Genomic DNA, 25,821 nt, shown 5'->3' with positions numbered 1-25,821 from the left:
AATCATCTATGTGCCCGCGCGCCGACAGGCACACCTTTGCACAGGTCAGCGAGGCGGAACAAGGTCTGCCTCCGTTTTGTGCATTGCGGTCGGGTCCCCGCATTTTGACGATTCGTCAATCGGGTCCGTTAGGGGATTGCCACGGTATCCACACCGGAAATCCAGAAACCATTGGCCGGGAGCGCTCGCCACACCTCACGTGTCACCTCTGGGGACGGCCCTTCTTCCGGTTTTCCCAGGTCATGTTCCGGCCGCCCGGCCCATTGCCGGGCAGGACCCTGACGTCACAGGAGTTGACACCTTCCCCACCAGCACCGATCAAGGAGTTCACGCGGAACCAATAGGCGGGCGTCCGACCGCCTGGCACTGTGGTGGTGACACCACACCGAGGAGGTCCCGTATGACGGCCACGGACTTCGGCGCGTTCACGGAGGACGGGTACACGGTCGCGCGCGGATTGTTCGGGTACGACGAAATCGACCGGCTCTGCGCGGAGTTCACGGCGCTGCACGCGGCCGGTCCGGTACCCGGGCACTTCGAACCGCGCGTCTCCGACGATCCCCTCCGGACCCACCCGAGGGTGATGCACCCGCACGAGATCAGCCGGCTCGCCCTGCGTTTCCTGCTGGACCCGCGCCTGCGGAGCGTCCTGGAGACCCTGTTCGGCGAGGAAGTACTGGCCGCGCAGAGCATGTTCTACTTCAAGCCGCCGGGGGCGCGGGGCCAGGCCCTGCACCAGGACAACTTCTATCTGCGGGCGGAGCCGGGCACCTGTGTGGCCGCGTGGATCGCCTGCGACGAGATCGACCGGGACAACGGCGGCCTGGAGGTCGTGGCCGGCACCCATCGCATGGACGTGTTCTGCCCGGAGGAAGCGGATCCCGGGGTGTCCTTCGCGCGCGAGTACGTGCCGCCGCCGCCGGGACTCACGCCCGTACCGGTCGACATGGCGCCCGGCGACGTCCTGTTCTTCAACGGCAGCCTGGTGCACGGCTCGCAGCCCAATCGCAGCACGGACCGCTTTCGCCGTTCGTTCATCGGGCACTACGTGGGCCGCTCGGCGGATCACATCGGGAGCTTCTACCGGACGATCTCCATGAGCGGCGAGCGGGTGTCGCTGGCGCAGAGCGCCGGGGCGGGACCGTGCGGCACGGAGTTCGCACCGCAGGGCCCGCACTGACGGCTCGTCAAAAGGGCCTGGATCAAGCTTTGTTGAGCTGCGTCAGGAGACCTGGAGCAAGCCCCGTTGGCGGCATGTCAGGAGTGGCCGCTGATCGCGTGCGGAGTGTAGGGCTGCTCCAGCTCCTCCAACTCCTTGTCGCTCAGCTCCAGTTCGACGGCGGCCACGGCGTCCTCGATGTGCTGCGGCTTGCCCGCGCCGACGATCGGTGCGGCCACCGTGCTCTGGTGCAGCAGCCAGGCCAGGGCGACCTGGGCACGCGGGACGCCCCGGTCACCGGCGATCCTGGTGACCGCCTCGACGATGGCGCGGTCGCCGTCCTGGTAGAGACGGTTGCCGAAGTTGTCGGTGCTGCTGCGCTCGGTGGTGGTGCCCCAGTCCCGGGTGAGACGGCCGCGCGCCAGCGGGCTCCAGGGCAGTACACCCACGCCCTGGTCCGCGCAGAGCGGCAGCATCTCGCGCTCCTCCTCGCGGTAGAGGAGGTTGTAGTGGTTCTGCATGGAGACGAACTTGGTCCAGCCGTGCCGCTCGGCGATGTGCTGGTGCTTGGCGAACTGCCAGGCGTACATCGAACTCGCCCCGATGTAGCGGACCTTGCCCGCCTTCACCAGGTCGTGCAGCGCCTCCATCGTCTCCTCGACGGGGGTGTGCGGGTCGGCGCGGTGGATCTGGTAGAGGTCGACGTAGTCGGTGCCGAGGCGTTCGAGGCTGTGGTCGATCTCGGACATGATCGCCTTGCGGGAGAGTCCCGCGCCGTTGGGTCCGGGGCGGGTCCTGCCGTGCACCTTGGTGGCGAGCACGACCTCGTCACGGCGGGCGAAGTCACGCAGCGCCCGGCCGGTGATCTCCTCGCTGGTGCCGTCGGAGTAGACGTTCGCCGTGTCGAGGAAGTTGATCCCGGCCTCCAGCGCCTGCCGGACCAGCGGGCGCGACGCCTCCTCGTCGAGGGTCCACTCGTGGGTGCCGCGGTCCGGGAGGCCGTAGGTCATGCAGCCCAGAGAGATCCGCGAGACGTCCAGGCCCGTCGAACCGAGCTTCACGTACTGCATCGTTGCTGCTCCTGCCTTCGAGTTCGGTACCGCTTTGGAGCGTACGACTTCGTGAGTACTCGAAGCCGTGCATCTGCGCGCACCCTTGACGAGTGGCGCGGCCGGGCGCTTTGATCCTGGACGTGCCCGCGCGTGCGGCGCGGTACGCAGAGGTGCGCCCAGCCGGTAGCGGACAGGTTCCAAGCCCGGCCACAGTCGCCAGGACCGCGGCTCCATCCGGTCCGAGGCGGGGTCGTACCCGCGATTGATGGAGCGGACATGCCCGTCAAGGGTGTCTCCCGCGTCGGAGGTCTCGGGACGGCGGCGGTCCTGAGCGGCGCCGTCGCGACCGCGGCGGTACTGACCTCCTGCGGAACCTCGAACAGCTCGGCGCCGGAGCAGCAGTCGCGCGCGGCGCCTTCGGAGAGCCCGTCCCGCGCGGCGCCGTCGAGAAGCTCCCCACCGTCGAAGAGCCCCAGGCCGCCGAAACGCCCCACCCCGTCGGCGAGTGCCTCGCGTTCGACGCCCGGCACGGTCCAACTCCCGCCCCTCCACGCCGACTTCGACTACCAGATCGGCGGCGCCTATCCCCCGCCGACCGGCGTCCGGATCGTCAGCCGCGACCGTACGGCGTCGCCCGCGCCCGGCCTGTACAACATCTGTTACGTCAACGCCTTCCAGGCCCAGCCGGACGAGCGCGCCTCCTGGCCGGTCGACCTGCTGCTGCGGGACGCGGACGGTGAGGTGGTCGTCGACGAGGACTGGGGCGAGGCGCTGCTCGACATCCGTACGGCGGCGAAGCGGGCGCGGGTGGCGGCACGGGTGAACCGGTGGATCGACAGCTGCGCGGCCAAGGGCTTCGACGCGGTCGAGCCGGACAACTACGACAGCTACACCCGCTCCGACGACCTCCTGACGGCGAACGACGCGACCGCCTTCATCACCCTGCTCTCCCGGCACGCGCACGCCCGCCGTCTCGCCATCGCCCAGAAGAACACGGTGGAGTTGGCCGGGTTGAGGAAGCGGACCGGGCTCGACTTCGCGATCGCGGAGGAGTGCGCGGAGTACGACGAGTGCGGGGCGTACGCCAAGGCCTTCGACGACCGGGTCATCGTCATCGAGTACTCCGACTCCGGTCTGCGCAAGGCCCGTTCGGGATTCGCCGGGAGGCTCAGCATCGTGCGCCGGGACGTGGACGTGTCGACGCCGGGCGGCTCCGACTACGTCCGCAAGGTGCGGTGAGGCGGCCGTGCTGAGGAACGGGATGTCACGCCGTGGGCTGCTGCTCGGGGCCGCCGCGATCGGTGCCGCGAGCGGTTGTGCGGGCGGCGCCTCGGACGGGGTCGGTGCGGACGGCCGGGTGACCGTGGAGCTGTGGCACGGGCAGGTCGACACGGGCCGCAAGGCGGTGGAGACGCTGGTCGCCGAGTTCAACCGGACCCACCCCACGATCCGCGTGGACCCGGGCGGCGGTGGGGTGTTGGCCGACGCGATGCTCCAGAAGGTGACCGCAGCGCTGGCCGCCGGCTCGTACCCGGACATCGCCTATATCTTCGGCTCGGACCTGGCGAGCGTGGCGCGCAGCCCGCGGGTCGTCGACCTGACCTCCGCGATGCGCGACGGGCCGACGCCGTGGAACACGTTCTGGAAGCCGGTACGGGACGCGGTCACCGTCAACGGCCGGGTGCGCGCCGCGCCAGCGGTGCTCGACTCGCTGGCCGTCGTCTACAACAGGAAGCTGTTCCGGCAGGCCGGGCTCGACTACCCGAAGCCTGGCTGGAGTTGGGACCAATTCACCGACACCGCAAGGAAGTTGACCGACCATGACCGGGGGGTCTTCGGCACCGGCTGGCCGGCCGTCGGTGACGAGGACACGGTGTGGCGGCTGTGGCCGATGCTGTGGGATCTCGGCGGCGAGGTCGTCGCCCCGGACGGCAAGCACATCGGCTTCGCCGACCAGGGTGTACGGGCCCTGCGCACACTCGCCCAACTCGGCCACGACAAAAGCGCGTACCTGGACACCAAGCCCGGCAGCGAGCAGCTCTACCAGGTGTTCCTCAACAGCCGGATGGCCATGGTCGCCACCGGTCCCTGGCAGTTGCCCGACATCATCACCGCGAAGATCGACTACGGGGTCGTGCCGCTGCCGACGTACAGCGGGCACGCGGTCACCATCTCCGGGCCCGACACGTGGACGGTCTTCGACAACGGTTCGGCCCGTTCCCGGGCGGCCGTGGAGTTCGTGCAGTGGATGAACTCGCCTGTCCACGACGTCCGTTGGGACATCTCGGCGGGCGGGCTGCCGCTGAGCACGGGCACCGCCGCCCGGCCGCAGTGGCGGGAGCACAGTGCCCGTACGGTCGGGCTCGACGTCTTCACCGACAGCCTGCGCTCGGCCCGCGTCCGGCCCGTCCATGCCGCGTATCCGCAGATCTCGCAGGCGTTGGGCGAGGCGATCGTCTCCGTGCTGCTCGGCCGGGACTCCCCCGAGAAGGCGCTCCGTTCCTGCGCCGACAAGGCCGACGCGGCCCTGCTCATCCCCAGGTGACTTCCCCCTTCCGGGAGACCCCGATGTCCACACTGCCCCGCGCCCTCACCCTTCCCGCACAGCCCGCGGCCACCACTCAGGCCGCGCGCCGCGCCGCTCGCCGTCGCGCCCGCCAAGAGCGGTCCACCGCCTGGGCGTTCATCGGTCCGTCGGTGGTGGTGATCCTCGGGCTGAGTGTCGTGCCCGTCGTCTGGTCGCTGCTGCTGTCGTTCCGCGCCGACGACCTGGTCACGCCCGGCCGCTGGGTCGGCCTCGACAACTACCGCGCCCTCGCCCAGGACCCCAACTTCCGTACAGCGGTGGGCAATACGCTGCTGTACGCGGCTCTGTACGTGCCGCTCAGCCTGGTCGGCGGGCTGGCGCTGGCGTTGGCGCTCAACCGCCGGATCCGGCTCATCGGCCTGTACCGCACGCTGGTGTTCATCCCGTTCGTGGTGTCGGCGACGGCCCAGGGCGTGCTGTTCTCGTTCATCCTCGACCCGGAGTTCGGCGTCGCGAACGCGCTGCTGCACCAACTCGGCATCTCCGCCCAGGGTTTCCTCGCCGACCCGGACCAGGCGCTGTACCTGCTGGTGCTGATCTCGCTGTGGAGCGGCGTCGGCTTCTGCGTCGTGGTGTACCTGGCCGCGCTCCAGGACGTGCCGCCCGAACTCGTCGAGGCGGCCCGCATCGACGGCGCCGGCCGGGTACAGGTGCTGCGCCATGTGACGCTGCCCGCGCTCACGCCGGTCACGGTGTTCCTGCTGCTGTGGCAGTTCATCACCTCGCTCCAGGTGTTCGACCTGATCTATGTGACGACGAAGGGCGGCCCGTTGGGCTCGACCACGGTGATCGTGTACTTCGTCTGGCAGCAGGCCTTCCAGATGTTCACGGCGGGCTACGGCGCCGCGTCGGCGTACGTCCTCGCGGTGGCCCTGCTGGTGGCGGGCGGCGCGCTGCGGGTCGTACGGCGGCGGCAGGGTCGTACGGAAGGAGGGGTCCGATGAGTGCGCGGCGGGTGAGTCCGTGGCATCTGGTGCTGGCGCCGCTGGCGTTGTGCTTCGCGCTGCCGTTCGTGTGGCTGCTGCTCAGCTCGGTGATGACGAACGCGGAGATCAACCGCTTCCCACCCGCCTTGTGGCCCAAGGGAGTTGACCTGGGCGGCTACCGGTATGTGCTGGGCAACGCGATGTTCCCGCGCTGGTTCGCCAACTCGCTGATCGTGGCTTCGGTGGCGGTGGTGTCGAATCTGCTGCTGGGGTCGCTCGGCGGGTACGCGTTCGCGCGGATGCGGTTCACCGGGTCGCGGGTGCTGCTCGGGCTGATGCTGGCGACGATGGTCGTGCCGTTCCAGCTGACGATGATCCCGACGTTCCTGGTGATGAAGTGGTTCGGGTTGATCGACTCGTTGGGCGCGTTGATCCTGCCGTCGCTGGTGACGCCGTTCGCGGTGTTCCTGTTCCGGCAGTTCTTCCTCGCGCTGCCGAGGGAGATGGAGGAAGCGGCCTGGATCGACGGGTGTTCGCGGCTGCGGGTGCTGTTCTCGATCGTGATGCCGCTGGCCCGGCCCGCGCTCGCAACGGTCGCCGTCCTCACCTTCCTGTCCACCTGGAACGACCTGTCGTGGCCACTGATCGCGATCAACCACGACACCCAGTACACCCTCCAGCTGGGCCTGACGACCTTTCAGGGACAGCACCACACCAAGTGGTCGGCGGTGATGGCGGGCAACGTCATCACGGTCGTGCCGGTGCTGGTGGCGTTCCTGCTGGCACAGAAGACGTTCATCCAGTCGCTGACGTCCAGCGGGCTCAAAGGATGAGCAGCACACCCCAACACCGCTTCCCTGAAAGGAACTTGATGACAGACGGCAGCGCTGTGAAGGTGGCCTTCATCGGCGCCGGCAGTGTGGTGTTCACACAGGGCCTGCTCGCCGACCTGTTCGCCTTCCCCGAACTCGCCCGCGCCCGGATCGCGTTGCACGACGTCGACCCGGAACGGCTCGCGACGGCGGAGGGCGCGGCCCGGCACATCGCCCAAGTACGCGGCGCCGAGCCGGAGATCACCGCGCACCTCGACCGCCGACCGGCCCTCGCGGACGCCGACTTCGTCGTCAACATCGTCCAGGTCGGCATGAACGAGGCCACCCGCGCCGACTTCGCGATCCCGGCCCGCTACGGCCTGCGCCAGACGATCGCCGACACCCTCGGCATCGGCGGCATCTTCCGCGCGCTGCGCACCTTCCCGGTACTCAAGTCACTCTCCGAGGACATGGCCGAACTCTGCCCGGACGCCCACCTGTTGAACTACACCAACCCGATGGCGATGAACCTCCTCTACCTGAGCCGCATCGCCCCCTCCCTCAAGGCGACGGGCCTGTGCCACTCGGTGTACTGGACGATGCACGACCTGTCCCAGCTGATCGGCGTCCCCTTCGAAGAGGTCTCCTACCTGGCCGCGGGCGTCAACCACCAGGCGTGGGTGCTGCGTTTCGAGCAGGCCGGGCAGAGCCTCTACCCCCTCCTCGACGAGACGATCGCGAAGGACCCCGAACTCCTGCGCCGGGTCCGCGTCGACATGTACCGCAGACTCGGCCACTATCCCACCGAGACCAGCGAGCACTCCGCCGAGTACGTGCCCTGGTATCTCCACCACAACAGTGAGATCGAGCGGCTACGGCTGCCGGTCGGCGCGTATCTGGAGATCATCGAGGAGAACACCGCGAGCTACGAACGCACCCGCGACGCCCTCGCCTCCGGCATCCCGCTCCCGGTCGAGGGCACGCTGGAGTACGCCCCGCAGATCATCCACAGCATCGTCACCGGCACACCCCGCACGATCTACGGCAACGTCCCCAACCGCGGCCTCATCGACAACCTCCCCGCCGACTCGGTCGTCGAAGTCCCTTGTCTGGTCGACGCGTTGGGCGTCCAGCCGACCCGGATCGGCGCCCTGCCCCCGCAGTGCGCGGCCCTCAACAGCGCCTACGTCTCCGTCACCGACCTGGTGGTCCGCGCGGCCACGGACGGCGACCCGCGCCACATCCGGCACGCGGCGATGGCCGACCCGGCGACGGCTGCGGCCCTGCCGGTCGAGCGGATCTGGGACCTGTGCGACGACCTGGTAGCGGCGCACGGAGAGCTGTTGCAGCCGGAGCTGCGGGTCCCGCTGGGGCACTGAAGGCCGTCCGGCGTTGGTGTGACCGCCCCCGTCCGCCCGGCGTGGGAGCGGCCGGGCGGCGACCGGGGTCCCGCATCCTCGGCGCAGGCGACCGGCACCCGGCCGGTCGCGGCCGTACGGGAGGAACGCGGTGCCGAGACGTTCGACCAGCCTGAGGATTCTGATGGGGGCGGTCCTGCTGCCGCTCGCCCTGGTGTCGCCCGCGTGGGGCGGCACGGACCCGGCGCCGTCCCCGCCCGAGCCGCCGTCGACCCTGTGTACGCCCGCGGGCACCCTGCACGGCGCACGCGGCCAGCATGCCGTGGTCAGCCTGTGCGCGGGCAGCGGCACCCCGACCATGGCGGTCTCGGCTCCCGCGGCCTGCGGACAGCTCCGGTCGACCGTCCGGTACACGTGCCGCACCTCGGGCACCTGGACCGCCGAGCGGGACGGCGCGACGGCCGCGTCCGGCACGTTGCCCGGGTCGGGCCAGTATCCGGGCCCGGGGACGTACGCCTTCACGGCCACCGTGCGCGTCCAATCCGCACCCGAGGGCGTGGACCTGCGGGGCACCCTCCACGCCACGCTGACCCTGACCGCGCCCAGGCCGAAGGCCACGCACAGCATCGAGGTCGACCGGAGCACGCTGCGGCCCGACTCGGTGACCACGCTGACGTACACGGTCCACCGGCACAGCGACGAGGGCGACGGCAGCGCGCGGTTCGGCCTCATCGCGGAGGAAGGGACGGGCGCGGAACTGACCACGTCCGACCCGCGCTGCGTCAACCCGCTGGTCGGCCGCCACCCGTCGCAGGCCCGGCTCCCGCACGCCCTGGACTGCGCGCTCACCGATCTCCAGCCGGGGCACCCGGACACGGTGGTGGTCCAGGTCGCCGTCAAGTCCCGTTGTTCCACGGTGGTTTCGAAGCTGGGCTACTGGATGCCGCAGGGCCAGGCGCTGTACACCGGGGGCATGCTGGCGGGACCGACGGTGACCTGCGGCTAGAGCAGGTCCAGCGCCCGCTCCCAGCCGAACTCCGGCCGCCCGCCGTCGGGTTGGACCTCGCCGGAGTACGGCTCCCCGAACCGCACGCCCATCTCGCGCAGCCGTGCGAGGCTCGCCCGGTACGCGGGATGGGCGGCCAACGCCTCGCCCACACAAGGGAGTACGACGGTAGGGACACCGAGACCGTACGCCTCGCAGAGGGTGCCGAGCGCGAGGGTGTCCGCCGTACCGGCCGCCCATTTGTTGATGGTGTTGAAGGTGGCGGGCGCGACGAGCACGGCGTCCGGGGGCGGGAAGGGGCGCGGGTCACCGGGGGTGCGCCACGCCGAACGTATTGGGCGCCCGGTCTGCGCCTCGACGGCGGCCGTGTCGAAGAAGCCGCCCATCGCCACCGGGGTCGCGATGACCCCGACCTCCCAGTCCCGCTCCTGCGCGGCGGTGATCAGTTTGCTGACGTCCACGGCGATCCCGGCGGCGCAGACGACGACGTAGAGGAAGGGTTTCGGGTCCTGTTCGGTCACCCGGCGAGCCTACTGAAGCGGAGGGGAGCCTATTGAAGGGGAAAGGATCGCCCGCGCTCCTCGTCCGGCCGGGTCCCGAAGACGCGCCGGTCCTTCTCCTCGATGGCAAGGTCGTTGATGCTCGCCTCGCGTCGGGTCATGAGGCCGTGCTCGTCGAACTCCCACAGCTCGTTGCCGTACGACCGCCACCACTGCCCGTCGGCGTCCCGGCACTCGTACTGGAAACGGACGGCGATGCGGTTGCCGTCGAAGGCCCACAGGTCCTTGCGCAGCGCGTAATCCTGCTCGCGGGCCCACTTCGCGGTGAGGAACTCGACGATCTCGGCGCGGCCGGTGACGAAGGTGTCGCGATTGCGCCAGACGGAGTCCTCCGAGTAGGCGAGCGCCACCCGCTGCGGGTCGCGGGTGTTCCAGGCGTCCTCGGCGGCCTGGACCTTCTGGGCCGCGGTCTCTCGGGTGAAGGGCGGGAGGGGAGGGCGGTCGGCCATGGTCGTCTCCAGAGCGGAACGGGGTGGGATGAGGTGAGGTGAGACAGGATGGAGAACGTGCGTTCTCCAGGTGGCTGCTAACGTAGAGAACGCACGTTCTCACGTCAAGGAGGGGCCTGGTCCATGGACAGCGAAGTCGCCCGGGAGCAGGCGCTGGACGCCGCCGAGAAGCTGTTCTACGGGCGGGGCGTCCAGGCCGTCGGCATGGACGCCGTCCGCACCGCCTCCGGACTCTCCCTCAAGCGGCTCTACCAACTCTTCCCCGCGAAGGAGGAGTTGGTGGTCGCGTATCTCGAACGGCGCGACCTGCGCTGGCGCGGACGCATCGCCGAACACGTCGAGCGGCACGATGATCCACAGGAGCGGATTCCGGCCGTCTTCGACTGGCTGGAGGAGTGGTTCGGCGAGGCCGATTTCCGCGGCTGCGCCTGGATCAACTCGTACGGCGAGCTCGGCGCGACCTCGGAGCGCGTGGTGGCCCAAGTGCGGGCGCACAAGCGGGCGTTCCGCGATTATCTCGCCGGTCTCGTGACGGACGCGGGGCTGGCCGACGTACTCGCCGGGCAGTTGTTCCTGCTGGCCGAGGGGGCCATGGTCACGGCGGGCATCACCGGCAGCGCGGAGCCGGCGGCGGAGGCCCGGGAGGCGGCCCGTTCGCTGTCGCGGGCCAACTGACGTCAGGCTGCGGCGAGTTCCGTGAGCGTGGCACGGGCCCTGGTGAGCGAATCCGCCGCCAGGGCCTCCAGGCCGGACAACTGAGGCAGGACATCGACCCGGGTCAGTTCGGCGGCGACGAGGTGGAGGTTCTCCGGCGGTACGCCCAGGTTGCCGAAGTAGGCCTTCAGGTACGGCATTTGGAAGTCGAAGTGTTCGCGCGGGGTGCCGGGTCCGTATCCGCCCCCGCGTGCCATCACTGCGACCACGCGGGTGTGCCGCAGGAGGCTCTCGCCGGTGTCCGGGTCGGTCAGCGCCCCGGGAAAGGTGACGCGGTCGATCCATGCCTTCAGGGTCGCGGGCACCGAGAAGTTGTACATCGGGACACCGAGCAACACCGTGTCGGCGCCCAGCAGTTCGGTGACCAGCGGCAGGGTCAGCTCCCACTCGTGCCGCTCGGCGGCGCTCTCGATCAGCGCGGGGACCTTGGCGGGCGGGACGAATCCCTCGCGTTCCACCCGGCGGCCGAGGGTGGTGTAGGCGGGGGTGATCGGCGGCACCGGCGCGGCGGAGAGGTCGCGGTGGCAGTAGTCCCCCGTGCTGCCGTGCGGGGTGTGCCAGGTGCGCGCGAAGGTCTCGGTGAGTTGCCTGGTCACGGAGTCGGCGGCGGTGTCGGCGCTGGAGTCGATGTGCAGCAGCATGGTGTGGTCACCTCGGTCGGTTCGTCTACGTCTTCGTGTACGTCGGACAGGTGACGGAGCGCGGCGAGGAAAGGTGACCCATGCGGGGGCACGAGGAGTTGGCGGAGCGGTTCGAGGAGCGGCGCGGGCAGTTGCGGGCGGTCGCGTACCGGATGCTGGGTTCGCTCGGCGAGGCGGACGACGCGGTGCAGGAGGCCTGGCTGCGGCTCGGCCGTACGGGCGGCGACGGCATCGACAACCTCACCGCCTGGCTGACGACGGTCGTCTCGCGCGTCTGCCTGGACCTGCTCCGCTCACGCGCGTCCCGACGCGAGGATCCCTACGGCGACGAGCTGCCGGAGCCGAGCGCCGACGAGCTGCCCGAGGACGAGGCCGTACTCGCCGAATCGGTGGGGCACGCGCTGCTGGTGGTGCTGGACACGCTGGGTCCTGCGGAGCGGGTCGCGTTCGTGCTGCACGACTTGTTCGCGGTGCCGTTCGACAGCGTCGCGGCGGTCCTGGACCGGTCCCTGCCCGCCGCGAAGAAGCTCGCCAGCCGGGCCCGGCACAAGGTGCGGGGCACGCCGGTGGTGCCGGGCGCCGCACTCGACCGGCACCGGGAGGTCGTCGAGGCGTTCCTGTCCGCCGCGCGGGGCGGTGACCTCGGCGCGCTCCTCGACGTACTCGCCCCCGATGTCGTCCGGTACGCCGACCCCGCCGTGTTGCCGCCGGGCGTGGGGGCCGAGTTGCGGGGTGCGCGGGCGGTCGCGGAGGGGACGGTGTTGCTGCGGCACCAAACGCGGTTCGCGGCCGTGGCCCTTGTCGACGGGGACGTGGGTCTCGTGGTCGCGCCGGGGGGACGGTTGTTGTTGGCTCTCCGGGTGAGGGTCGAGGGTGGGCGGGTTGCCGCGTACGAGGTGGTCGCGGGGCGGGAGGGGCTGCGGAGAGTTGAGGTGGGGGTGCTTGGGGTGGTGGGGTGAGGTGGGCGGGCTGGAGGGGTGGCTCGGCGGGCCGGCCACCGCCTCCTCAGGAACCGCTCAGCCCAGCGAGTCCTTCGCCGCGCTCGGGAACCGGTCGCCCGGCAGCCCGCCCTCCCCTTACGGAGTACCCCGCTCAGCCCACCGCCCTGTCCGACACCGTGATCGCGCTCACTGGGCAGGCCCGTGCCGCCTCCCTGAGCATCGGGTCGTCGGTGTCCTCCTTGCCCGGCAGCACCGTGCTGTAGCCGTCGTCGTCCTGGGTGAAGACGCTCGGGGCGGCGAGGGCGCACTGGCCCGCCCCGATGCAGATGTCTTTGTCGATGTGGATTTCCGTGTGCATGGAGCGCAGCCTCTTACCAGGTCACGGGGAGTTCCAGCATCCCCTGGATCGTGTCGCCGGGTTTGAAGGGGATCTCCTCCGCCGGCACAGCCAGGCTCAGCGTGGGCAGCCGGTCGAAGAGGCTGCGCAGGGCGATCTCCAGTTCGGCGCGGGCGAGGTTCTGGCCGAGGCACTGGTGGATGCCGAAGCCGAACGAGACGTGATGACGGGTGGGCCGGTGCCAGTCCAGGGTGTCCGGATCGGTGTAGACGTCCTCGTCGCGGTTGATGACCGCGGCCGAGAAGATCACGCCCTCGCCGGCCCGGATCGTCGTGCCGTCCACCTCGATGTCCTCAAGGGCCTGCCGCATCAGCCCGTCCACGATGGACAGCGACCGCATCAGTTCCTCGACCGCGTCGGGCAACAGCCCTGGATCGTCCCGGAGTTCGGCGAGCCGCTCGGGGTGGAGCAGCAGCGTGTAGGTGCCCAGGGAGATCATGTTGGCGGTCGTCTCATGGCCCGCGACGAGGAGGATGATCGCGAGGGAGATCAACTCCTCGCGGTCCAGCGCCCCTTCGTTCAGCTGGTCCCGGACGAGGTCGTCCAGCACCCCCTCGCCCGGACTGTGCTGCTTGCGGTCGATCAACTCGCCCAGATACGCCTCCAGTTGATCCCGGGCGTCCTGGCTGTCCTCGGCCTTCGGACCGCGCAGCAGGCGCCGGGACTGGGCCTCGAAGAACTCGTGGTCGGCGTACGGGACGCCTAGCAGCGCACAGATCACCATCGAGGGAACGGGCAGCGCGAACGCGGACACCAGGTCGGCGGTCGGACCCTGGGCGATCATCGCGTCGAGCAGTTCGTCGACGATCCGCTGAATGTCGGGCCGCATCGCCGTGGCGCGTTTGACGGTGAAGGCGGGGATCATCATCCGCCGCTTGGTGCGGTGCTGGGGGTCGTTCTCGCCGAGCAGGGCGACCTTGCGGTTCCGGACCGCCGCGAACCGTTCGTTGGTCACGGGGAAATCGGGCCGGCTGCGGTCGGTGGACAGCCGCTGGTCGGCCAGCAACGCTCGGGCGGCGGCGTGCCCGGTGACGAGCCAGGCCGTGCGGCCGTCGTAGAGCGTGACGCGGGTCAGCGGGCGTGCGGCGCGGAGGGGGTCGTAGCCGGCGGGCGGGTGGTAGGGGCAGGTGCGGTCCTGTGGGAAGGAGACGGGTTCGGGCAGGTCGGTCGGAGCCGTCAGTTCCGTCAGATCCGTCATGGAAGACCTCGCAGACGAAGAGTGCGTCTTGCCGATCTTCATTAGATGCCCGAGGCACCTATGAGGCCACCTTAAGTTCGGCCAGATCGGTGGTACCTACAATCTGGCCGAACCTGATGGCCCCGGCCGGCTCGACGATCACGGTCGCGGGACGGGTCCGACGTCACCCGCCCGCGACCGGAGTCCCGCCGTCCGCCGGGGCGAAGGCCAGGGACACGGCGAGGCTGTCCTCGTACACGTGATGACGGACGATCACCCCGTCCCGGACGGTGAGATGAAGGGCGAACCTGGCGCGATACGGCCGTCCGGTGGACCTGGCGACCAGCCGGATCTCGCCGAGCACCGCCGCGTCCTCGCCGTCGACCAGGATGCGCTCGACCTCCGTGCCCACCTGTCCCGGCACATGATGCGCGGCAAGCTCACGGAAGTGCTCGGCGACGTCGGCGCGGGTGGCACGGTGCCGAATCCACGGGGTGGCCGGACGGCCGTGCTCGTCCTCGGGCCAGTCGAGCCTCCAGTCGACGTGCTCGGCGTACAACTCCGCGACACGCTCGGGCTCGGCGTGGCCGATCCGGTGCAGCAGGTCTTCTACGACGGTGCGGGTGGTCGGGGTCGTGGACATGGGCGTGCTCTCTCTCGGCCGCGGTCGTTCGGGGTGCCGACTGTGCCCGAGAGGCCGTTCCGGTGCGATTACCTCCGAGGTAGTCACCCGGTGGAGGGGGCGTGGCCGAAGAGAGTCGCGGTGTGGATGAATCCGGCACCGGCTGGTGTTGAATCTCGGTGCTGGACAGCCGTAGAACGCGAGATGGGACGAATGACATGCCTCTTCAGGGCGAGTACGAACCCAGCCCGTCGCAGTGGGTGCGCGACCAGGTCGAGCTGTACGAGAGCTCTGGCGGCACCAAGGGGACGACGCTGGCGGACACCGGTCTGCCCGTCATCCTGCTGACGACCGTGGGTGCCAAGAGCGGGAAGATCCGCAAGACCCCGCTGATGCGTGTCGAGCACGACGGGATCTATGCCGTGGTCGCCTCTCAGGGTGGCGCTCCCAAGCACCCGGTCTGGTACTTCAACATCGAGGCCGATCCGCACGTCGAGCTTCAGGACGGACCGCAGAAGTGGGACCTCACGGCCCGCGAGGTCACCGGCGACGAGAAGGCCGAGTGGTGGGAGCGAGCGGTCGCCGCGTATCCCCCGTACGCCGAGTACCAGACGAAGACGGACCGGCAGATCCCCGTGTTCGTCCTCGAACCGGCCGCCGGAAGCTGAGTACCGGAGACTGACCGGCCCGGAGAAATTTTCTTGTTTCCGGGGCGCATGAACCGGTGACCGTCGGGCATCCGACGTTCAGGCCCCGCCGCGCTCCCCCGTCGCGGCGGGGCTTTCCGCTGCCTCTTCCGCGACGAGGGCTTCCTCCGCCGCCGGCCGGTCGGTGATGTCCAGGAAGATCTCGCCGGTCTCGGACACCGCACGGGCGAGGGACTCCTTGATGCGCATGGAGACCTCCTCGACCCGTTCACTGTCCATGCCGGGAACGAGGTCGATGCGGGCGGCGACCATCGTCGAGTCGAGCCCCATCCGCATCGTGAACAGCGCCTCCACGCTGTCGATCTCGGGCTCGGCCGCCAGCAACGAGCGGATCCTGTCGCCGAGTTCGGGGTCGACGGCCTCGCCGATGAGCTGGTCGCGGGCGTCGCGGCCGAGGCGGTAGGCGACGTAGCCGAGGAGCGCGCCGATCGCGATCGAGGCGGACGCCTCCCACACCACCTGCCCGGTGATCATGTGCAGCGCCATGCCGATGATGGCGAGGGTCACGCCGAGCACGGCCGTGCCGTCCTCGGCGACCACGGTCCGCAGCGCCGGGTCGCGCAACGCGTCCTTCCCGCCGCCCTGGGCGCGCACCTGGTGCAGGGCCCGCAGCAGGGAGACGCCCTCCACGATCAGGGACACGGCGAGCACGACCAGGCCGACGACATAGCCGGTGGACGTCTCCTCCGCGTCGTCGCGCAGGGCCTCGACGCCCTGGAACACGGAGAAGCAGGCGCCCATCACGAAGATCCCCACGGCCGCGAGCAGCGACCAGAAGAACCGTTCCTTGCCGTAGCCGAAGGGATGCCGCTGGTCGGCGGGGCGGCGGCTGCGGCGCAGGGCCGCGAGGAGGAAGACCTCGTTGAGGCTGTCGGCCACCGAGTGCGCGGCCTCCGAGAGGAGTGCGGGCGACCCCGCGACCAGACCGCCGACGGCCTTGGCGGCCGCGATCACCAGGTTGGCGGCGAGGGCGACAAGGATGGTGACCCGGGTCTTACGGTCCGTCGCGCCATCGGATTTCTGGTCCGTCGGTCGGTCGGATGCGTGGTCGGCAGCTGTGTCGCTCATCCACGCCGACTGCCCCTGAAAGCACTGCTCACACCCTCTACCGAAGCCCCGGTTTCGGTGACACCGTCGGGGATCCGACCCATCGGTGCCGAGCCGCCCGTCCACAGAAGGAGATCCGCGTGGCCAAGATCAAGAAGAAGAAACTCCCCCTCGTCTACCAGCCCGTCGGCCTCGTCCTGGGCCTGGTGAGCGGCGCCCTCGCCGGCCGTGCCTTCCGCGCTGCTTGGAAAGCGGTACGGCACGAGGACCACGCCCCCGACCCGCTGGACCGCGACCGCGGCTGGGCCGAGATCCTGCTCGCCGCCGCGCTCCAGGGCGCCCTCTTCGCGGTGGCGCGCAGCGCGGCGGACCGCACCGGCGCGAAGGCCATCGAACGCTCCACCGGGATCTGGCCGGCGAAGGACAAGAACGGCCGGGAGTAGGTCAGTTGGGACCAGGGCGGCCGGGGGTGGGGCACTGGCGACCGGGGCGGCCTGGAACGAAGTCGCTCAGCCCTGGTCGGCGGCCGTCGGCGGCACCGGGCGCAGCGTGAAGGAGTGACCGGCCGGGTCCGCGTACACGCGCTCCGCGAACGGGCCCGGCATGTCCTTGGTCTCCAGCGGGCGCCCGCCGAGTCCGACGATCCTGCGCTCGGCCTCGTCCATGTCCTCCACCAGGAAGTCCAGGTGCACCTGTTGGTTGTTCTCGGCGCGCGGCCAGCTCGGCGGGGTGGCGCCGAGGTCGCGGCGGAACGCCAGCCGGGTCCCGTCGGCACCCCTGATCTCCACCTGGTCGAGCGTGATGTCGGTCTGCTCGCCGTCGAGCAACTCCGTGTAGAACACGGCGAGTTTCTCCGGCTCCAGCGCGTCGAGCACCACGAAGCTAGCGTTCACGAGTGCCATGGGTCCTCCGAGGATTCAGGCGCGCAAGGGGCGGTTCCGGTTGCCACGCACCCAACGGATATCCCGGTTCGGCCAGTTGATGCCGACGACCGGCGTCGGTCAACGAACGCGCAACAACCGCACGGCTTTCCTGGTTCGGGTGGGACGCGGGATGTAAGAGTGAGACGGGTGAAGCCTCGTATCGCCGTAGTGACCGTCGCCGTCTGCACCGCGCTCGCTCCGCTCAGCGGATGCGGCAGCGGCACCACCGCCCGCGAGTCGTCGCCCTCCTCGGGGGAGCCGACGACGGCCGCCGCGAGCCGAACTCCCGCTCCGGGCAAGGGTTCCAAGGACCCCGACGACATCAACGGCGACGGGCACCGCGACCTCGTGGTGCCGATCGTCGTCGGCGGCGATGACGGCGCCGTCGACGAACGGGTGGGTGTGGTCTACGGATCGGTCAAGGGCCTCGACCCGTCGACACGCACGGTCTACGGCCGCACCGACCTGGGCCTGCCCGAACCCGGCAGACAACTCCTCGCCCCGAAGGGCTCGTTGTCCGCAGCCGACCTCACCACGGCCGATCTGGACGGCGACGGCTTCCCGGACTTCGTCACCACCGTCCAGGGCGCGATGACGTCGGACAACAACGTCGTCGCCCCGCGCACCGTCCCGTACATCGCGTGGGGTGGCCCCGGCGGTCCGAAGGGAAAGACCTCCGCCACCCCGATCCAACTGCCGCAGAGCGCAACGAAGTTGGGCGTCCAGTCCCTGGTGCGCGGCGACTTCGACGGCGACGGGCACCACGACCTCGCCGGGTTCGCGTACAACCGTTCGTCCCTGGTGGTGATGTACGGCCCCTTCACACGCTCGGGCGCCCCCGCCCGCACCGACACGAGTCTCCCCTGGGCGGACGGCGATCTCACCGCCGACGCCGTCGCCCCGTCCGGCACACCGCGCGCGACCTCGCTCCTGATGCACGCGGTGAGCGACGGCGAACAGTCCGGCAACACGCTCTACACGGCCCGCCGAGGTTCGCAACTCTCATCCACCGGGCGACAGTTGAGGACCGGCAACGCCCACGCGTTCGGTGACTTCGACGGCGACGGGCAGCGCGATGTGGCGGTCGGCGACGACGGCAGCCGTAGCGACGAACCCGGTTTCGAGACCGAGCCGGCCGATGTCGACGGCTCGCTCGCCGTGTATCCCGGCGACGGCGGCGCACCGGTGACCTACCGGCTCCCCCAGGCGCCGAAGTCCGCGCGCACCCAGTACGGGCCCGGTGGCTACGTGTGCGCCGACCCGGACGGCGACGGCCGTGACGGCATCCTCGTCGCCACGTACGAGGGCGCCACCCTCATCGACGGGGCCCGGCGGACCAGCGTCCTGCGCGAAGGCCCCGCCACGGCGGACGGAAAGACGATCCCGGCGAAGTGGCGACACGCCCGCCCCGCGGGGGCCGCCGACTTCAACGGCGACGGCAAGGACGAACTGATCCTCAACTGGGGCGCGGACACGAAGTTCGGCACCTACGGCAAGCTCCCCACCCGTTGGTGGATCACCGACGGCACGACGAACGCGAACAGGGCGACCTTCACGACGACGGCCTTCGCCCCGCACTCGTAGTACTCCAGCCGTAGATCGTGATCTTCGTAGCCGGGCTGCTGTCGTGGCTCTGAGGCGCCGGGGCCAAGCCGACGCCGTAGTCGGTTGACCGGCTATCTTGCCGGGCATGCAGGCAGTGAACTGGGATGAGGTGCGGGATCGGACCGTCGCTCTGTACGCGCGGCCCGGCATGGGCCTCGGCAGACGAAGTCTCCCGGAAGTCCTGAGCGAGACGCAGGTGCGCCAGGCAGAGGAACAGTTCGGCGTGGAGTTCCCCGAGGACTACCGCCAGTACCTGCTGCGTGTCAGCGCGGGCGGCCGGGTGCGGAAGCTGCAGTTCAACGGCTCGCGCTGGGATTGGGACGGTGCCCGGCATGAGGACCACAACGAGCTTCATGTCCCCTTTCCGGACCATGACAGCGCACTGGCGGAGAGCGAGGACGCGTGGGACAGCCAGCCTAAGCGGGAGGACTACATCTCCGATGCGGCCTACCAAACTGCTCACGACGCTTGGCGGGAGACCGCGGACGCGATCGAAGCCGCTCGGGTCACCGGGGCCGTCTTTCTCAAAGACGACGGCTGCGGCTTCTACACGCTTCTCGTGGTCAGCGGGCCCATGCGAGGAACCATGTGGTTCGACGGGCGTGCGACGTGCGATCGCTTGAACCCGCTGCTCAACGATGACCGGCAAGCCGCGACATTCGCGGAGTGGTACCTGGACTGGCTCGCCCACGAGGAGTCGTTGACGACGCCCGAACAGCGTCGTACCGCTTTCCAGAGCTGGCACGCGGGCGTAGGCAGGCCCATCTGGTTTCGCTGGTTCGACTCGTAGAGTCCAAGACTCATGGTGGCAGGCACGGAACGGCCACCCCTGATCATCGGTGTGTGAAGACTAACGATCTCGCGGTGGCCGCGGGTGACAGCCTAGATCCTGCCCGCTGGCAGGAGGCATTCGAGGGCCTGATGAGCCGGATCGCGGATCGGTTCGCCCGTGTTGAACCCCGCCGTCGCGTCCGGCAGTTGGTGCTCGGTCTGCTGTCGGACCTCCCGCAAAAGAACTGCTGGACGATCACGAAGTGGGCCGGGGACACCACCCCGGACGGCATGCAGCACCTGCTGGGCCGGGCCAAGTGGGACGCCGACGCCGTCCGTGGTGACGTGCGCGGCTACGTGGTGGAGCACCTGCACGACGACCGGGCCGTGCTGGTGGTCGACGAGACCGGCGACGTGAAAAAGGGCACGCACACGGTCGGCGTCCGGCGCCAGTACACCGGCACCACCGGCAGGATTGAGAGCGCCCAGGTCGCCGTCCACCTGGTCTACGCAGGAGAGCGGGGACATACGGCGGTGGACCGGGAACTCTACGTTCCCCGTTCGTGGACCACCGACTCCGACGGCTCCCGGGCCGCGGGCCTGCCCGAGGAGACCTCCTTCGCCACCAAGCCGGAACTGGCCGCCCGGATGGTCACCCGGTTCCTGGACGCCGGCCACCGGGCCGCACGGGTCGCGGGCGACGAGGTCTACGGAGGCAACACCAGGCTGCGGACCGCGCTGGAGGAACGTGGCATCGGTTACGTCCTCGCGGTGGCTTGCTCGCACGAAGTCACCACCAGAGCAGGGAAGTTCCGCGTGGGATCCGCCGCAACCGCGGCACCGGAGAACTTGCCTACCACCGCTGCTACTCGCCCGGGCCGGTCCCGCTGACCGAGCTGGTGCGGGTGGCTGGATCAAGATGGCGAGTGGAGGAGTTCTTCCAGTCCGGAAAGGGCCTGGCCGCACTGGACGAGCACCAGGTCCGCCGCCACAAGTCCTGGCGACGCTGCCACCAGGCCCGATCCCGCGCCAGCCACTACCGACGGCAAGCAGCGCAGACATGAAGATCACGAACTACGGCTGGAGTACTAGTAGGAAGCCGCGCGCCGCGTAGAAAGCCACGCACCGCTTACAGGGAGCCTTGCGCCGCTCGCGGAGAGAGGTCTCAGCCCTCCCCCGCCGCACGAATCTCGGCGAGCCGCGCCGCCGCCGCGCTGAGCAGCAGATCCAGGGCGGCCGGGTAGGAGCTGTGCCGCATGGTGGCCACGAGGTGGCGGGCCGTGGCCGCGATGTGCGGATGCGTGTCGGCGGGCAACCGCGCGTACGTCGCCTGCCATACGGCCGTCTCCGCCTCGCGGGCCGGCTGCGGCAGCGCCGTGTTCGCGGAGTCGAGGGCACCGAACGCGAGGGCCTGGTCGACGTAGGCGTGGTAGATCCGCACCGCCTCGACATCGGGGAACCCGGCCCCGCGCAGCACCCCGAGGATCGCCTCCACGGCCTGGATCTCGTACACCCGCCCGGTCACCCGGTACGAGCTGAGCACCGCCGCCCGTGGATGCGCGAGCGCCCCGGCGTGCACGCGCAGGCCGAGGTCCCGCAGGTCGGCGAGCCAGTCGCCGCTGGGCCGCCAGGTGCGCAGCGTCCGGCCGATCAGTTCGTCGGCGACGGCCAGCATCAGGTCGTCGGTGTGCCGGAAGTAGCGGTACAGGGAGCTGGGGTCGGCGCCCAGGGCGCGGCCGAGGCGGCGCACGGACAGGGCCTCGGTGCCGTGCTCCTCGATCAGTCGCAGCGCGGTCTCGACGATCAGTTCCTCGGACAGCACGACGCCCTGCTTGGTGGGGCGCCTGCGCCGCCGGTCGGCGGCCGGGACGACACGCTCACTCATACGACGACCTCCTCGCTGCTCCTGTGCCCGCACCTTATGACAACACCGTTGACCTGTTAAGTGCGCGGGCAGTTTCATGTGCGTTCACCGGGGCCGTTCGGGCCCCCCGGTGCGAGCGGAGAGCACGCCATGAACGAGACGCCACCCCCGTCGGGGCCCGCACTGCGCAAATCCCTCGGTCTGCTGGACGGCGTCGCCATCGCCGCGTCCAGCACGGCCGCGACCACCAGCATCGGCATCGGTCTGGGCGTGACCGCCGGGGTGGTCGGGCTGCATCTGCCGGCCATCATGCTGCTCGCGTTCCTGCCGATCCTGGGCATCGCGGGCGCCTACTCCCGACTGAACAAGGTCGAGCCGAACGCGGGCAACGGCTATGTGTGGGTGGGCCGTTCACTCACTCCGTGGCTCGGTTTCCTGGTCGGCTGGGTGAACATCGTCGCGACGATCGCGTTCCTCGCGTACACCACGGCGGTCACCGGCTCGGCCATGATCCAGCTCGCCGGGGAGGCCGGAGTCCACGAGGCGGGCGGCCTCACCCTCGACCCGGGCTCGACGGCCCAGACAACCGCCGTGGGCATCGTGATCCTGATCGCCGTCACGCTCACCGCGGTCACCGGCGTCCGCACCGCCGCCCGCCTCCAGACCGGACTGCTGATCTTCGAGTACGTCGTCCTGCTCGGCTTCTGCGGCTACGGCATCGTCACCGGCCCGCACGCCTTCAGCCTGAGCTGGTTCGACCCGTTCGCGATCCCCTCGGCGTCGGCGCTGGCGCAGGGCCTGCTGCTCTCGGTGTTCTGCTACTGGGGATTCGAGGCCGCGTTCACCGTGAACGAGGAGGTACGCGACCCACGCGACGCGTCCCGGGCCGGGCTCATCACCCTGGTGACCATGCTGGGCCTGTTCCTGCTCGGCTCGATCGCCTTCCAACGGGTGCTGTCCGAGGGCGAGTTGGCGGGCCACGGCGCCCAGGGCCTGGCGTACTTCGGCGACCGCCTGGCCTCCCAGCCCCTGGCCGCGCTCCCCCTGGTCGCCCTGATGTTCTCGGCGGTCGCCTCACTCCAGGCCGGCGTCATCCCCACCGCCCGAGGCATGTTCGCGATGAGCCGCGACCGCACGCTGGGCCCGATCTGGGGCAAGGTCAGCGCCCGCTACGGCACTCCGGCCCTCGGCACCCTGCTGATCGGCGCGCTGGCAACGGCGGTTGCGGCACTCGCGCTGGTGATACCCCGCCTCGCCGACATGATCATGGCCACGGTGAACGCAGTGGGGATCGTCGTGGCGCTCTCCTACGCCCTGACCGCCCTGGCCGCCGCCGTCCGCTTCCGCGCTCTCCTCCGGGAGGACTGGCGGCAGGGCGTACGCGCGGTCGTACTGCCCACACTGAGCGCCATCTCCCTTCTGGCACTGGGCGGTTACCTCTGCTGGTCCTTCTACACGTCCACCGATCACCTCGAAGTCAGCGCGGACAACGGCTGGTTCCTGCTGCTCACCCCGCTGGCCATGATCGCGTCCGGCTTCCTGGCCGCCGCGTGGGCGAAGTGGGTGCGCAGGTCGCCGTACTTCCACTCGGGCGAAGGCACGGACGCCGACGCCCCGCAGCTGCTCGCCACCTCCTGACAACCCCGCAAGGATACGAACCATGCACGCAGACCTCCTCTTCACCAACGGCCCTGTCCTCACCCCGGAGGGCCGTACCGCGACCGCCGTGGCCGTCACCGGCGACCGGATCACCGCCGTGGGCCATGCCGAGGTGCACGAGCTCGCCGGCCCGCGTACCCAAGTCGTCGATCTGGCGGGGCGGTTGCTCTTGCCCGGGTTCCAGGACGCGCATGTGCATCCGGTGCCGGCGGGGCTTGAGCTGACCCAGTGCGATCTGACGCGGGCCAAGACGGCTGAGGACACCATCGCCGCTGTACGGGCCTACGCCGACGCGCATCCGGAGCGGGAGTGGATCACCGGGGGCGGGTGGTCGATGGAGGCGTTCGAGGGGGGTACGCCGACGAAGGAGCTGCTGGACTCGGTCGTACCGGACCGGCCGGTGTATCTGCCCAACCGGGATCATCACGGGGCCTGGGTGAACAGTCGGGCCCTCCAACTCGCGGGCATCACAAGGGACATGCCCGATCCGGTCGACGGGCGGATCGAGCGGGACGCGTCGGGTGAACCTGCCGGGACGCTCCAGGAAGGGGCGATGCAACTGGTCGGCCGACTCACGCCACCGGCCACCCAGGCCGACCGCCTCGCCGCACTGCTGCACGCCCAGCGGCATCTGCACGCGCTCGGCATCACGGCCTGGCAGGACGCGCTGGTCGGGGAGTTCCTCGGGATGGACAACCCGTCGGACGCCTATCTCGCCGCCGCCCGGGACGGCTCGCTCACCGCACGCGTGGTCGGCGCACTGTGGTGGGACCGGGAGCGAGGGGCCGAGCAGATCCCCGAACTCGTCGAACGGCGGGCTGAGTTGAGCCACGGCCGCTTCCGCGCGAGCAGCGTGAAACTGATGCTGGACGGAGTCGCAGAGACCGGCACGGCCGCCCTACTCGACCCCTACCTCGACAAGTGCGGCTGTGCCACGGCCAATCGGGGCACCAGCTTCATCGACCCGAAGCAACTCCCCGCCTACGTGACCGAGTTGGACGCGCTCGGCTTCCAGTGCCACTTCCACGCGCTGGGCGACCGGGCGGTGCGGGATGCGCTGGACGCCGTAGAAGCGGCACGAGCCGCGAACGGGACGAGCGACACCCGACCACACCTGGCACACCTTCAGGTGGTGCACCCGGACGACGTGGCGCGCTTCGCACGCCTCGGCGCGGTGGCGAACATCCAACCACTCTGGGCCGCGCACGAACCGCAGATGGACGAGCTGACGATTCCGTTCCTCGGGCCCCAACGGGCCTTGTGGCAGTACCCGTTCGGGGCGCTGCTGCGGTCCGGGGCCACGCTGGCGGCGGGCAGCGACTGGCCGGTGAGCAGTCCGGATCCGCTCCAGGGCATCCATGTCGCGGTCAACCGGGTCGAACCCGGGGGCATGGGACCGGTGTTCCTGCCGGGCGAGCGCCTCGATCTCGCGGCGGCGATCACGGCGTACACCGCGGGTTCGGCATACGCGAACCACCTCGACGACACGGGCCGCATCGCGGCGGGGGCGTTGGCGGATCTGGTGGTCCTGGACCGCGATCCGTTCGCCGCTCCGCCGGAGGAGATCGCGGAGACGCAGGTAGCGCTTACTTATGTGGGCGGGACGGGAGTGTACGCAGCTCAGGAGGCGTGAACAGGAACGGGGATCACGATCGGGGCGCGCTGTAGATCATCTAGGCTCTGGGCAGCCTCGTAAGCGCTTGTGGGACCAACTTTCGCACCACGAAGCGCAGTTCGAGGGTGTGGGCGGTCGAACGGACCGCCCGCTCGCAGTGGGGAGACTCAGTGTTCCGTCTCCCGAAAGGAAGCGCATGCCTCAGGACGTCACCTTCGACCTCCCCTTCGACACCCCCGTCAGCGACCATCTGGAGTACGCACGGGCCCGCCATCTGCGCTGGATCTGGGACATGGGCCTGGTGCGCAGCCAGGCCGGGTTCGAGAAGTACCGGTCGCGGGATCTGCCGCAGGCCGCGGCCCGCACCTATCCGCACGCGTCGGCCGCGGACATGGTCGTCCTGATGAACTGGTTCTCGCTGGCGTTCCTCTTCGACGACCAGTTCGACGCGAGCCAACCCGACCGCGCCGACCGAATACTGGACGTGGCAAGGGAGTTGATCGTCACACCCTTGCGTCCGGCGGGCAGCAGGCCCCGGGTGGTCTGCCCGATCACCGTGGCCTGGGCGCAGGTGTGGAACCACCTTTCGGATGGCATGTCCCTGACCTGGCGAACCCGGTTCGCGGCGTCCTGGGGCCGGTTCCTGGTGGCGCACTGCGAGGAGCTCGACCTGGCGGCCCGGGGCATCGCGGGCACGCTGGACCTCGACGAGTACACGGAGTTCCGGCGCCGTACGGTCGGCATCCATCACAGCATCGACGCCGGCGAACGCAGCCGGGGCTTCGGGGTTCCGGCTCAGGTGCAGGCACACCCGCTGATGGAACGCATGCGTGACCTCGCCGCCGACACCATCGGTTTCATGAACGACATCCACTCCTTCGAACGCGAACGCCGCCGAGGCGACGGCCACAACCTCATAGCCGCACTCCACCGGGACCGCGCCCTGTCCTGGGAAGCAGCAGCCGAAGAGGCCTACCGCATGACGAACGCCTGCCTCACCGAGTACCTCGCCCTGGAGGCCCAAGTCCCCCAGATATGCGACGAGTTGACCCTCAACGAGGACGAACGCCGCCGGGTGCAGCAGGGCGTGGAGGCCATCCAGCACTGGATCAACGGCAACTACGAGTGGGCGCCGGTGTCGGGCAGATACGCGGAGAAGAAGACGGAGTTGGCGAGCAAGGGTTCGGTGGACGACTTGTTGGCGGTCTGAAAGCGGGGGCAAGCTGCCC

The 25,821-nt window shown here is 69.9% G+C and carries 26 protein-coding genes and 1 pseudogene; 17 read left to right on the top strand and 10 right to left on the bottom strand.

The genetic code is table 11. From position 1 onward, the window contains the following. Positions 1–400 precede the first annotated feature (400 nt). Positions 401–1,180, top strand: a complete 780-nt coding sequence (locus tag OG588_RS45660) for a phytanoyl-CoA dioxygenase family protein (RefSeq protein ID WP_405952427.1) — start codon at positions 401–403, stop codon at positions 1,178–1,180. 77 nt (positions 1,181–1,257) lie between these two features. Here the strand turns inward: OG588_RS45660 and OG588_RS45655 are convergent, their stop codons facing one another. Beyond that, the gene (locus OG588_RS45655; protein WP_405952426.1) at positions 1,258–2,229 is read right to left on the bottom strand and encodes an aldo/keto reductase; all 972 of its coding nucleotides are present in this window, start codon (positions 2,227–2,229) and stop codon (positions 1,258–1,260) included. 258 nt (positions 2,230–2,487) lie between these two features. Here OG588_RS45655 and OG588_RS45650 point away from each other — a divergent pair, with 258 nt between their 5' ends. From OG588_RS45650 to OG588_RS45625, 6 genes are all read left to right on the top strand, one after another. Beyond that, positions 2,488–3,450 (top strand): endo alpha-1,4 polygalactosaminidase, encoded by a 963-nt coding sequence (locus OG588_RS45650; RefSeq protein ID WP_405952425.1) that lies wholly within the window; start codon positions 2,488–2,490, stop codon positions 3,448–3,450. A 22-nt stretch (positions 3,451–3,472) separates the two neighbouring features. Beyond that, positions 3,473–4,756: an ABC transporter substrate-binding protein gene (locus OG588_RS45645; RefSeq protein ID WP_405952424.1), complete on the top strand. Its 1,284-nt coding sequence runs from the start codon at positions 3,473–3,475 to the stop codon at positions 4,754–4,756. 23 nt (positions 4,757–4,779) lie between these two features. Beyond that, positions 4,780–5,742 carry a carbohydrate ABC transporter permease gene (locus OG588_RS45640; protein WP_405952423.1) on the top strand — a complete coding sequence of 321 codons (963 nt, stop codon included), beginning with the start codon at positions 4,780–4,782 and terminating at the stop codon, positions 5,740–5,742. Further along, the gene (locus tag OG588_RS45635; protein ID WP_405952422.1) at positions 5,739–6,557 is read left to right on the top strand and encodes a carbohydrate ABC transporter permease; all 819 of its coding nucleotides are present in this window, start codon (positions 5,739–5,741) and stop codon (positions 6,555–6,557) included. Before OG588_RS45640 ends, OG588_RS45635 begins: the two co-directional genes overlap by 4 nt. Before the next feature lie 38 nt (positions 6,558–6,595). After that, a complete protein-coding gene (locus OG588_RS45630) occupies positions 6,596–7,915 on the top strand; it encodes an alpha-glucosidase/alpha-galactosidase (RefSeq protein ID WP_405952421.1) in 1,320 nt (439 codons plus the stop codon). Positions 7,916–8,045: 130 nt separating this feature from the next. Next, positions 8,046–8,900, top strand: a complete 855-nt coding sequence (locus OG588_RS45625; protein WP_405952420.1) for a hypothetical protein — start codon at positions 8,046–8,048, stop codon at positions 8,898–8,900. Here OG588_RS45625 and OG588_RS45620 read toward each other — a convergent pair. Continuing rightward, a complete protein-coding gene (locus tag OG588_RS45620) occupies positions 8,897–9,421 on the bottom strand; it encodes a flavoprotein (protein WP_405952419.1) in 525 nt (174 codons plus the stop codon). The genes OG588_RS45625 and OG588_RS45620 overlap by 4 nt on opposite strands. A 29-nt stretch (positions 9,422–9,450) precedes the next feature. Continuing rightward, on the bottom strand, positions 9,451–9,909 hold the full coding sequence (locus tag OG588_RS45615) for a DUF1348 family protein (RefSeq protein WP_405952418.1): 459 nt from the start codon (positions 9,907–9,909) through the stop codon (positions 9,451–9,453). 123 nt (positions 9,910–10,032) lie between these two features. Between OG588_RS45615 and OG588_RS45610 the strand changes: the two genes are divergently transcribed. Continuing rightward, complete coding sequence (locus OG588_RS45610) at positions 10,033–10,584, top strand: TetR/AcrR family transcriptional regulator (protein WP_405952417.1); 552 nt, start codon at positions 10,033–10,035, stop codon at positions 10,582–10,584. A gap of 2 nt (positions 10,585–10,586) precedes the next feature. On the opposite strand, the gene OG588_RS45605 is transcribed toward OG588_RS45610, so the two are convergent. Beyond that, positions 10,587–11,264: an FMN-dependent NADH-azoreductase gene (locus OG588_RS45605; protein ID WP_405952416.1), complete on the bottom strand. Its 678-nt coding sequence runs from the start codon at positions 11,262–11,264 to the stop codon at positions 10,587–10,589. 80 nt (positions 11,265–11,344) lie between these two features. Here OG588_RS45605 and OG588_RS45600 point away from each other — a divergent pair, with 80 nt between their 5' ends. Then, positions 11,345–12,223, top strand: a complete 879-nt coding sequence (locus tag OG588_RS45600) for a sigma-70 family RNA polymerase sigma factor (RefSeq protein ID WP_405952415.1) — start codon at positions 11,345–11,347, stop codon at positions 12,221–12,223. 133 nt (positions 12,224–12,356) lie between these two features. Here the strand turns inward: OG588_RS45600 and OG588_RS45595 are convergent, their stop codons facing one another. The 3 genes from OG588_RS45595 to OG588_RS45585 form a co-directional block, all read right to left on the bottom strand. Beyond that, on the bottom strand, positions 12,357–12,563 hold the full coding sequence (locus OG588_RS45595) for a ferredoxin (RefSeq protein WP_266865761.1): 207 nt from the start codon (positions 12,561–12,563) through the stop codon (positions 12,357–12,359). A gap of 13 nt (positions 12,564–12,576) precedes the next feature. Then, entirely contained in the window at positions 12,577–13,800 is a 1,224-nt protein-coding gene (locus OG588_RS45590; protein ID WP_405952414.1) for a cytochrome P450, read from the bottom strand. Between the two features lie 163 nt (positions 13,801–13,963). After that, positions 13,964–14,422 (bottom strand): nuclear transport factor 2 family protein, encoded by a 459-nt coding sequence (locus OG588_RS45585; protein WP_405952413.1) that lies wholly within the window; start codon positions 14,420–14,422, stop codon positions 13,964–13,966. A 197-nt stretch (positions 14,423–14,619) separates the two neighbouring features. On the opposite strand from OG588_RS45585, the gene OG588_RS45580 reads away from it, so the two are divergent. Next, positions 14,620–15,069, top strand: a complete 450-nt coding sequence (locus OG588_RS45580; RefSeq protein WP_405952412.1) for a nitroreductase family deazaflavin-dependent oxidoreductase — start codon at positions 14,620–14,622, stop codon at positions 15,067–15,069. Positions 15,070–15,147: 78 nt separating this feature from the next. On the opposite strand, the gene OG588_RS45575 is transcribed toward OG588_RS45580, so the two are convergent. Beyond that, positions 15,148–16,176, bottom strand: coding sequence for a cation diffusion facilitator family transporter (locus OG588_RS45575; RefSeq protein WP_405952411.1), 1,029 nt, complete (start codon positions 16,174–16,176; stop codon positions 15,148–15,150). A gap of 119 nt (positions 16,177–16,295) precedes the next feature. On the opposite strand from OG588_RS45575, the gene OG588_RS45570 reads away from it, so the two are divergent. Next, positions 16,296–16,598, top strand: a complete 303-nt coding sequence (locus tag OG588_RS45570) for a DUF4235 domain-containing protein (RefSeq protein ID WP_405952410.1) — start codon at positions 16,296–16,298, stop codon at positions 16,596–16,598. A 66-nt stretch (positions 16,599–16,664) separates the two neighbouring features. On the opposite strand, the gene OG588_RS45565 is transcribed toward OG588_RS45570, so the two are convergent. Then, the gene (locus OG588_RS45565) at positions 16,665–17,057 is read right to left on the bottom strand and encodes a VOC family protein (protein WP_405952409.1); all 393 of its coding nucleotides are present in this window, start codon (positions 17,055–17,057) and stop codon (positions 16,665–16,667) included. A gap of 168 nt (positions 17,058–17,225) precedes the next feature. Between OG588_RS45565 and OG588_RS45560 the strand changes: the two genes are divergently transcribed. The 3 genes and pseudogenes from OG588_RS45560 to OG588_RS45550 all read left to right on the top strand — a co-directional run bounded on the left by OG588_RS45560 (position 17,226) and on the right by OG588_RS45550 (position 20,518). Next, on the top strand, positions 17,226–18,662 hold the full coding sequence (locus OG588_RS45560) for a hypothetical protein (RefSeq protein ID WP_405953427.1): 1,437 nt from the start codon (positions 17,226–17,228) through the stop codon (positions 18,660–18,662). 106 nt (positions 18,663–18,768) lie between these two features. Next, entirely contained in the window at positions 18,769–19,473 is a 705-nt protein-coding gene (locus OG588_RS45555; RefSeq protein WP_405952408.1) for an SMI1/KNR4 family protein, read from the top strand. A 131-nt stretch (positions 19,474–19,604) separates the two neighbouring features. Continuing rightward, positions 19,605–20,518, top strand: a pseudogene (locus OG588_RS45550) (IS701 family transposase). A gap of 101 nt (positions 20,519–20,619) precedes the next feature. Here the strand turns inward: OG588_RS45550 and OG588_RS45545 are convergent. Further along, complete coding sequence (locus OG588_RS45545) at positions 20,620–21,339, bottom strand: TetR/AcrR family transcriptional regulator (RefSeq protein ID WP_405952407.1); 720 nt, start codon at positions 21,337–21,339, stop codon at positions 20,620–20,622. A gap of 129 nt (positions 21,340–21,468) precedes the next feature. On the opposite strand from OG588_RS45545, the gene OG588_RS45540 reads away from it, so the two are divergent. The 3 genes from OG588_RS45540 (at position 21,469) to OG588_RS45530 (ending at position 25,802) form a co-directional block, all read left to right on the top strand. After that, on the top strand, positions 21,469–22,956 hold the full coding sequence (locus tag OG588_RS45540; RefSeq protein ID WP_405952406.1) for an APC family permease: 1,488 nt from the start codon (positions 21,469–21,471) through the stop codon (positions 22,954–22,956). Positions 22,957–22,978: 22 nt separating this feature from the next. Beyond that, on the top strand, positions 22,979–24,610 hold the full coding sequence (locus tag OG588_RS45535; protein ID WP_405952405.1) for an amidohydrolase: 1,632 nt from the start codon (positions 22,979–22,981) through the stop codon (positions 24,608–24,610). Positions 24,611–24,788: 178 nt separating this feature from the next. Next, complete coding sequence (locus OG588_RS45530; protein ID WP_405952404.1) at positions 24,789–25,802, top strand: terpene cyclase; 1,014 nt, start codon at positions 24,789–24,791, stop codon at positions 25,800–25,802. The last annotated feature ends 19 nt before the right edge of the window (positions 25,803–25,821 follow it).

Origin of the sequence: Streptomyces prunicolor (assembly GCF_045162825.1) — a bacterium.
GTDB classification, from domain to species: domain Bacteria; phylum Actinomycetota; class Actinomycetes; order Streptomycetales; family Streptomycetaceae; genus Streptomyces; species Streptomyces prunicolor.
This window is presented reverse-complemented; position numbering and strand designations above follow the sequence as displayed.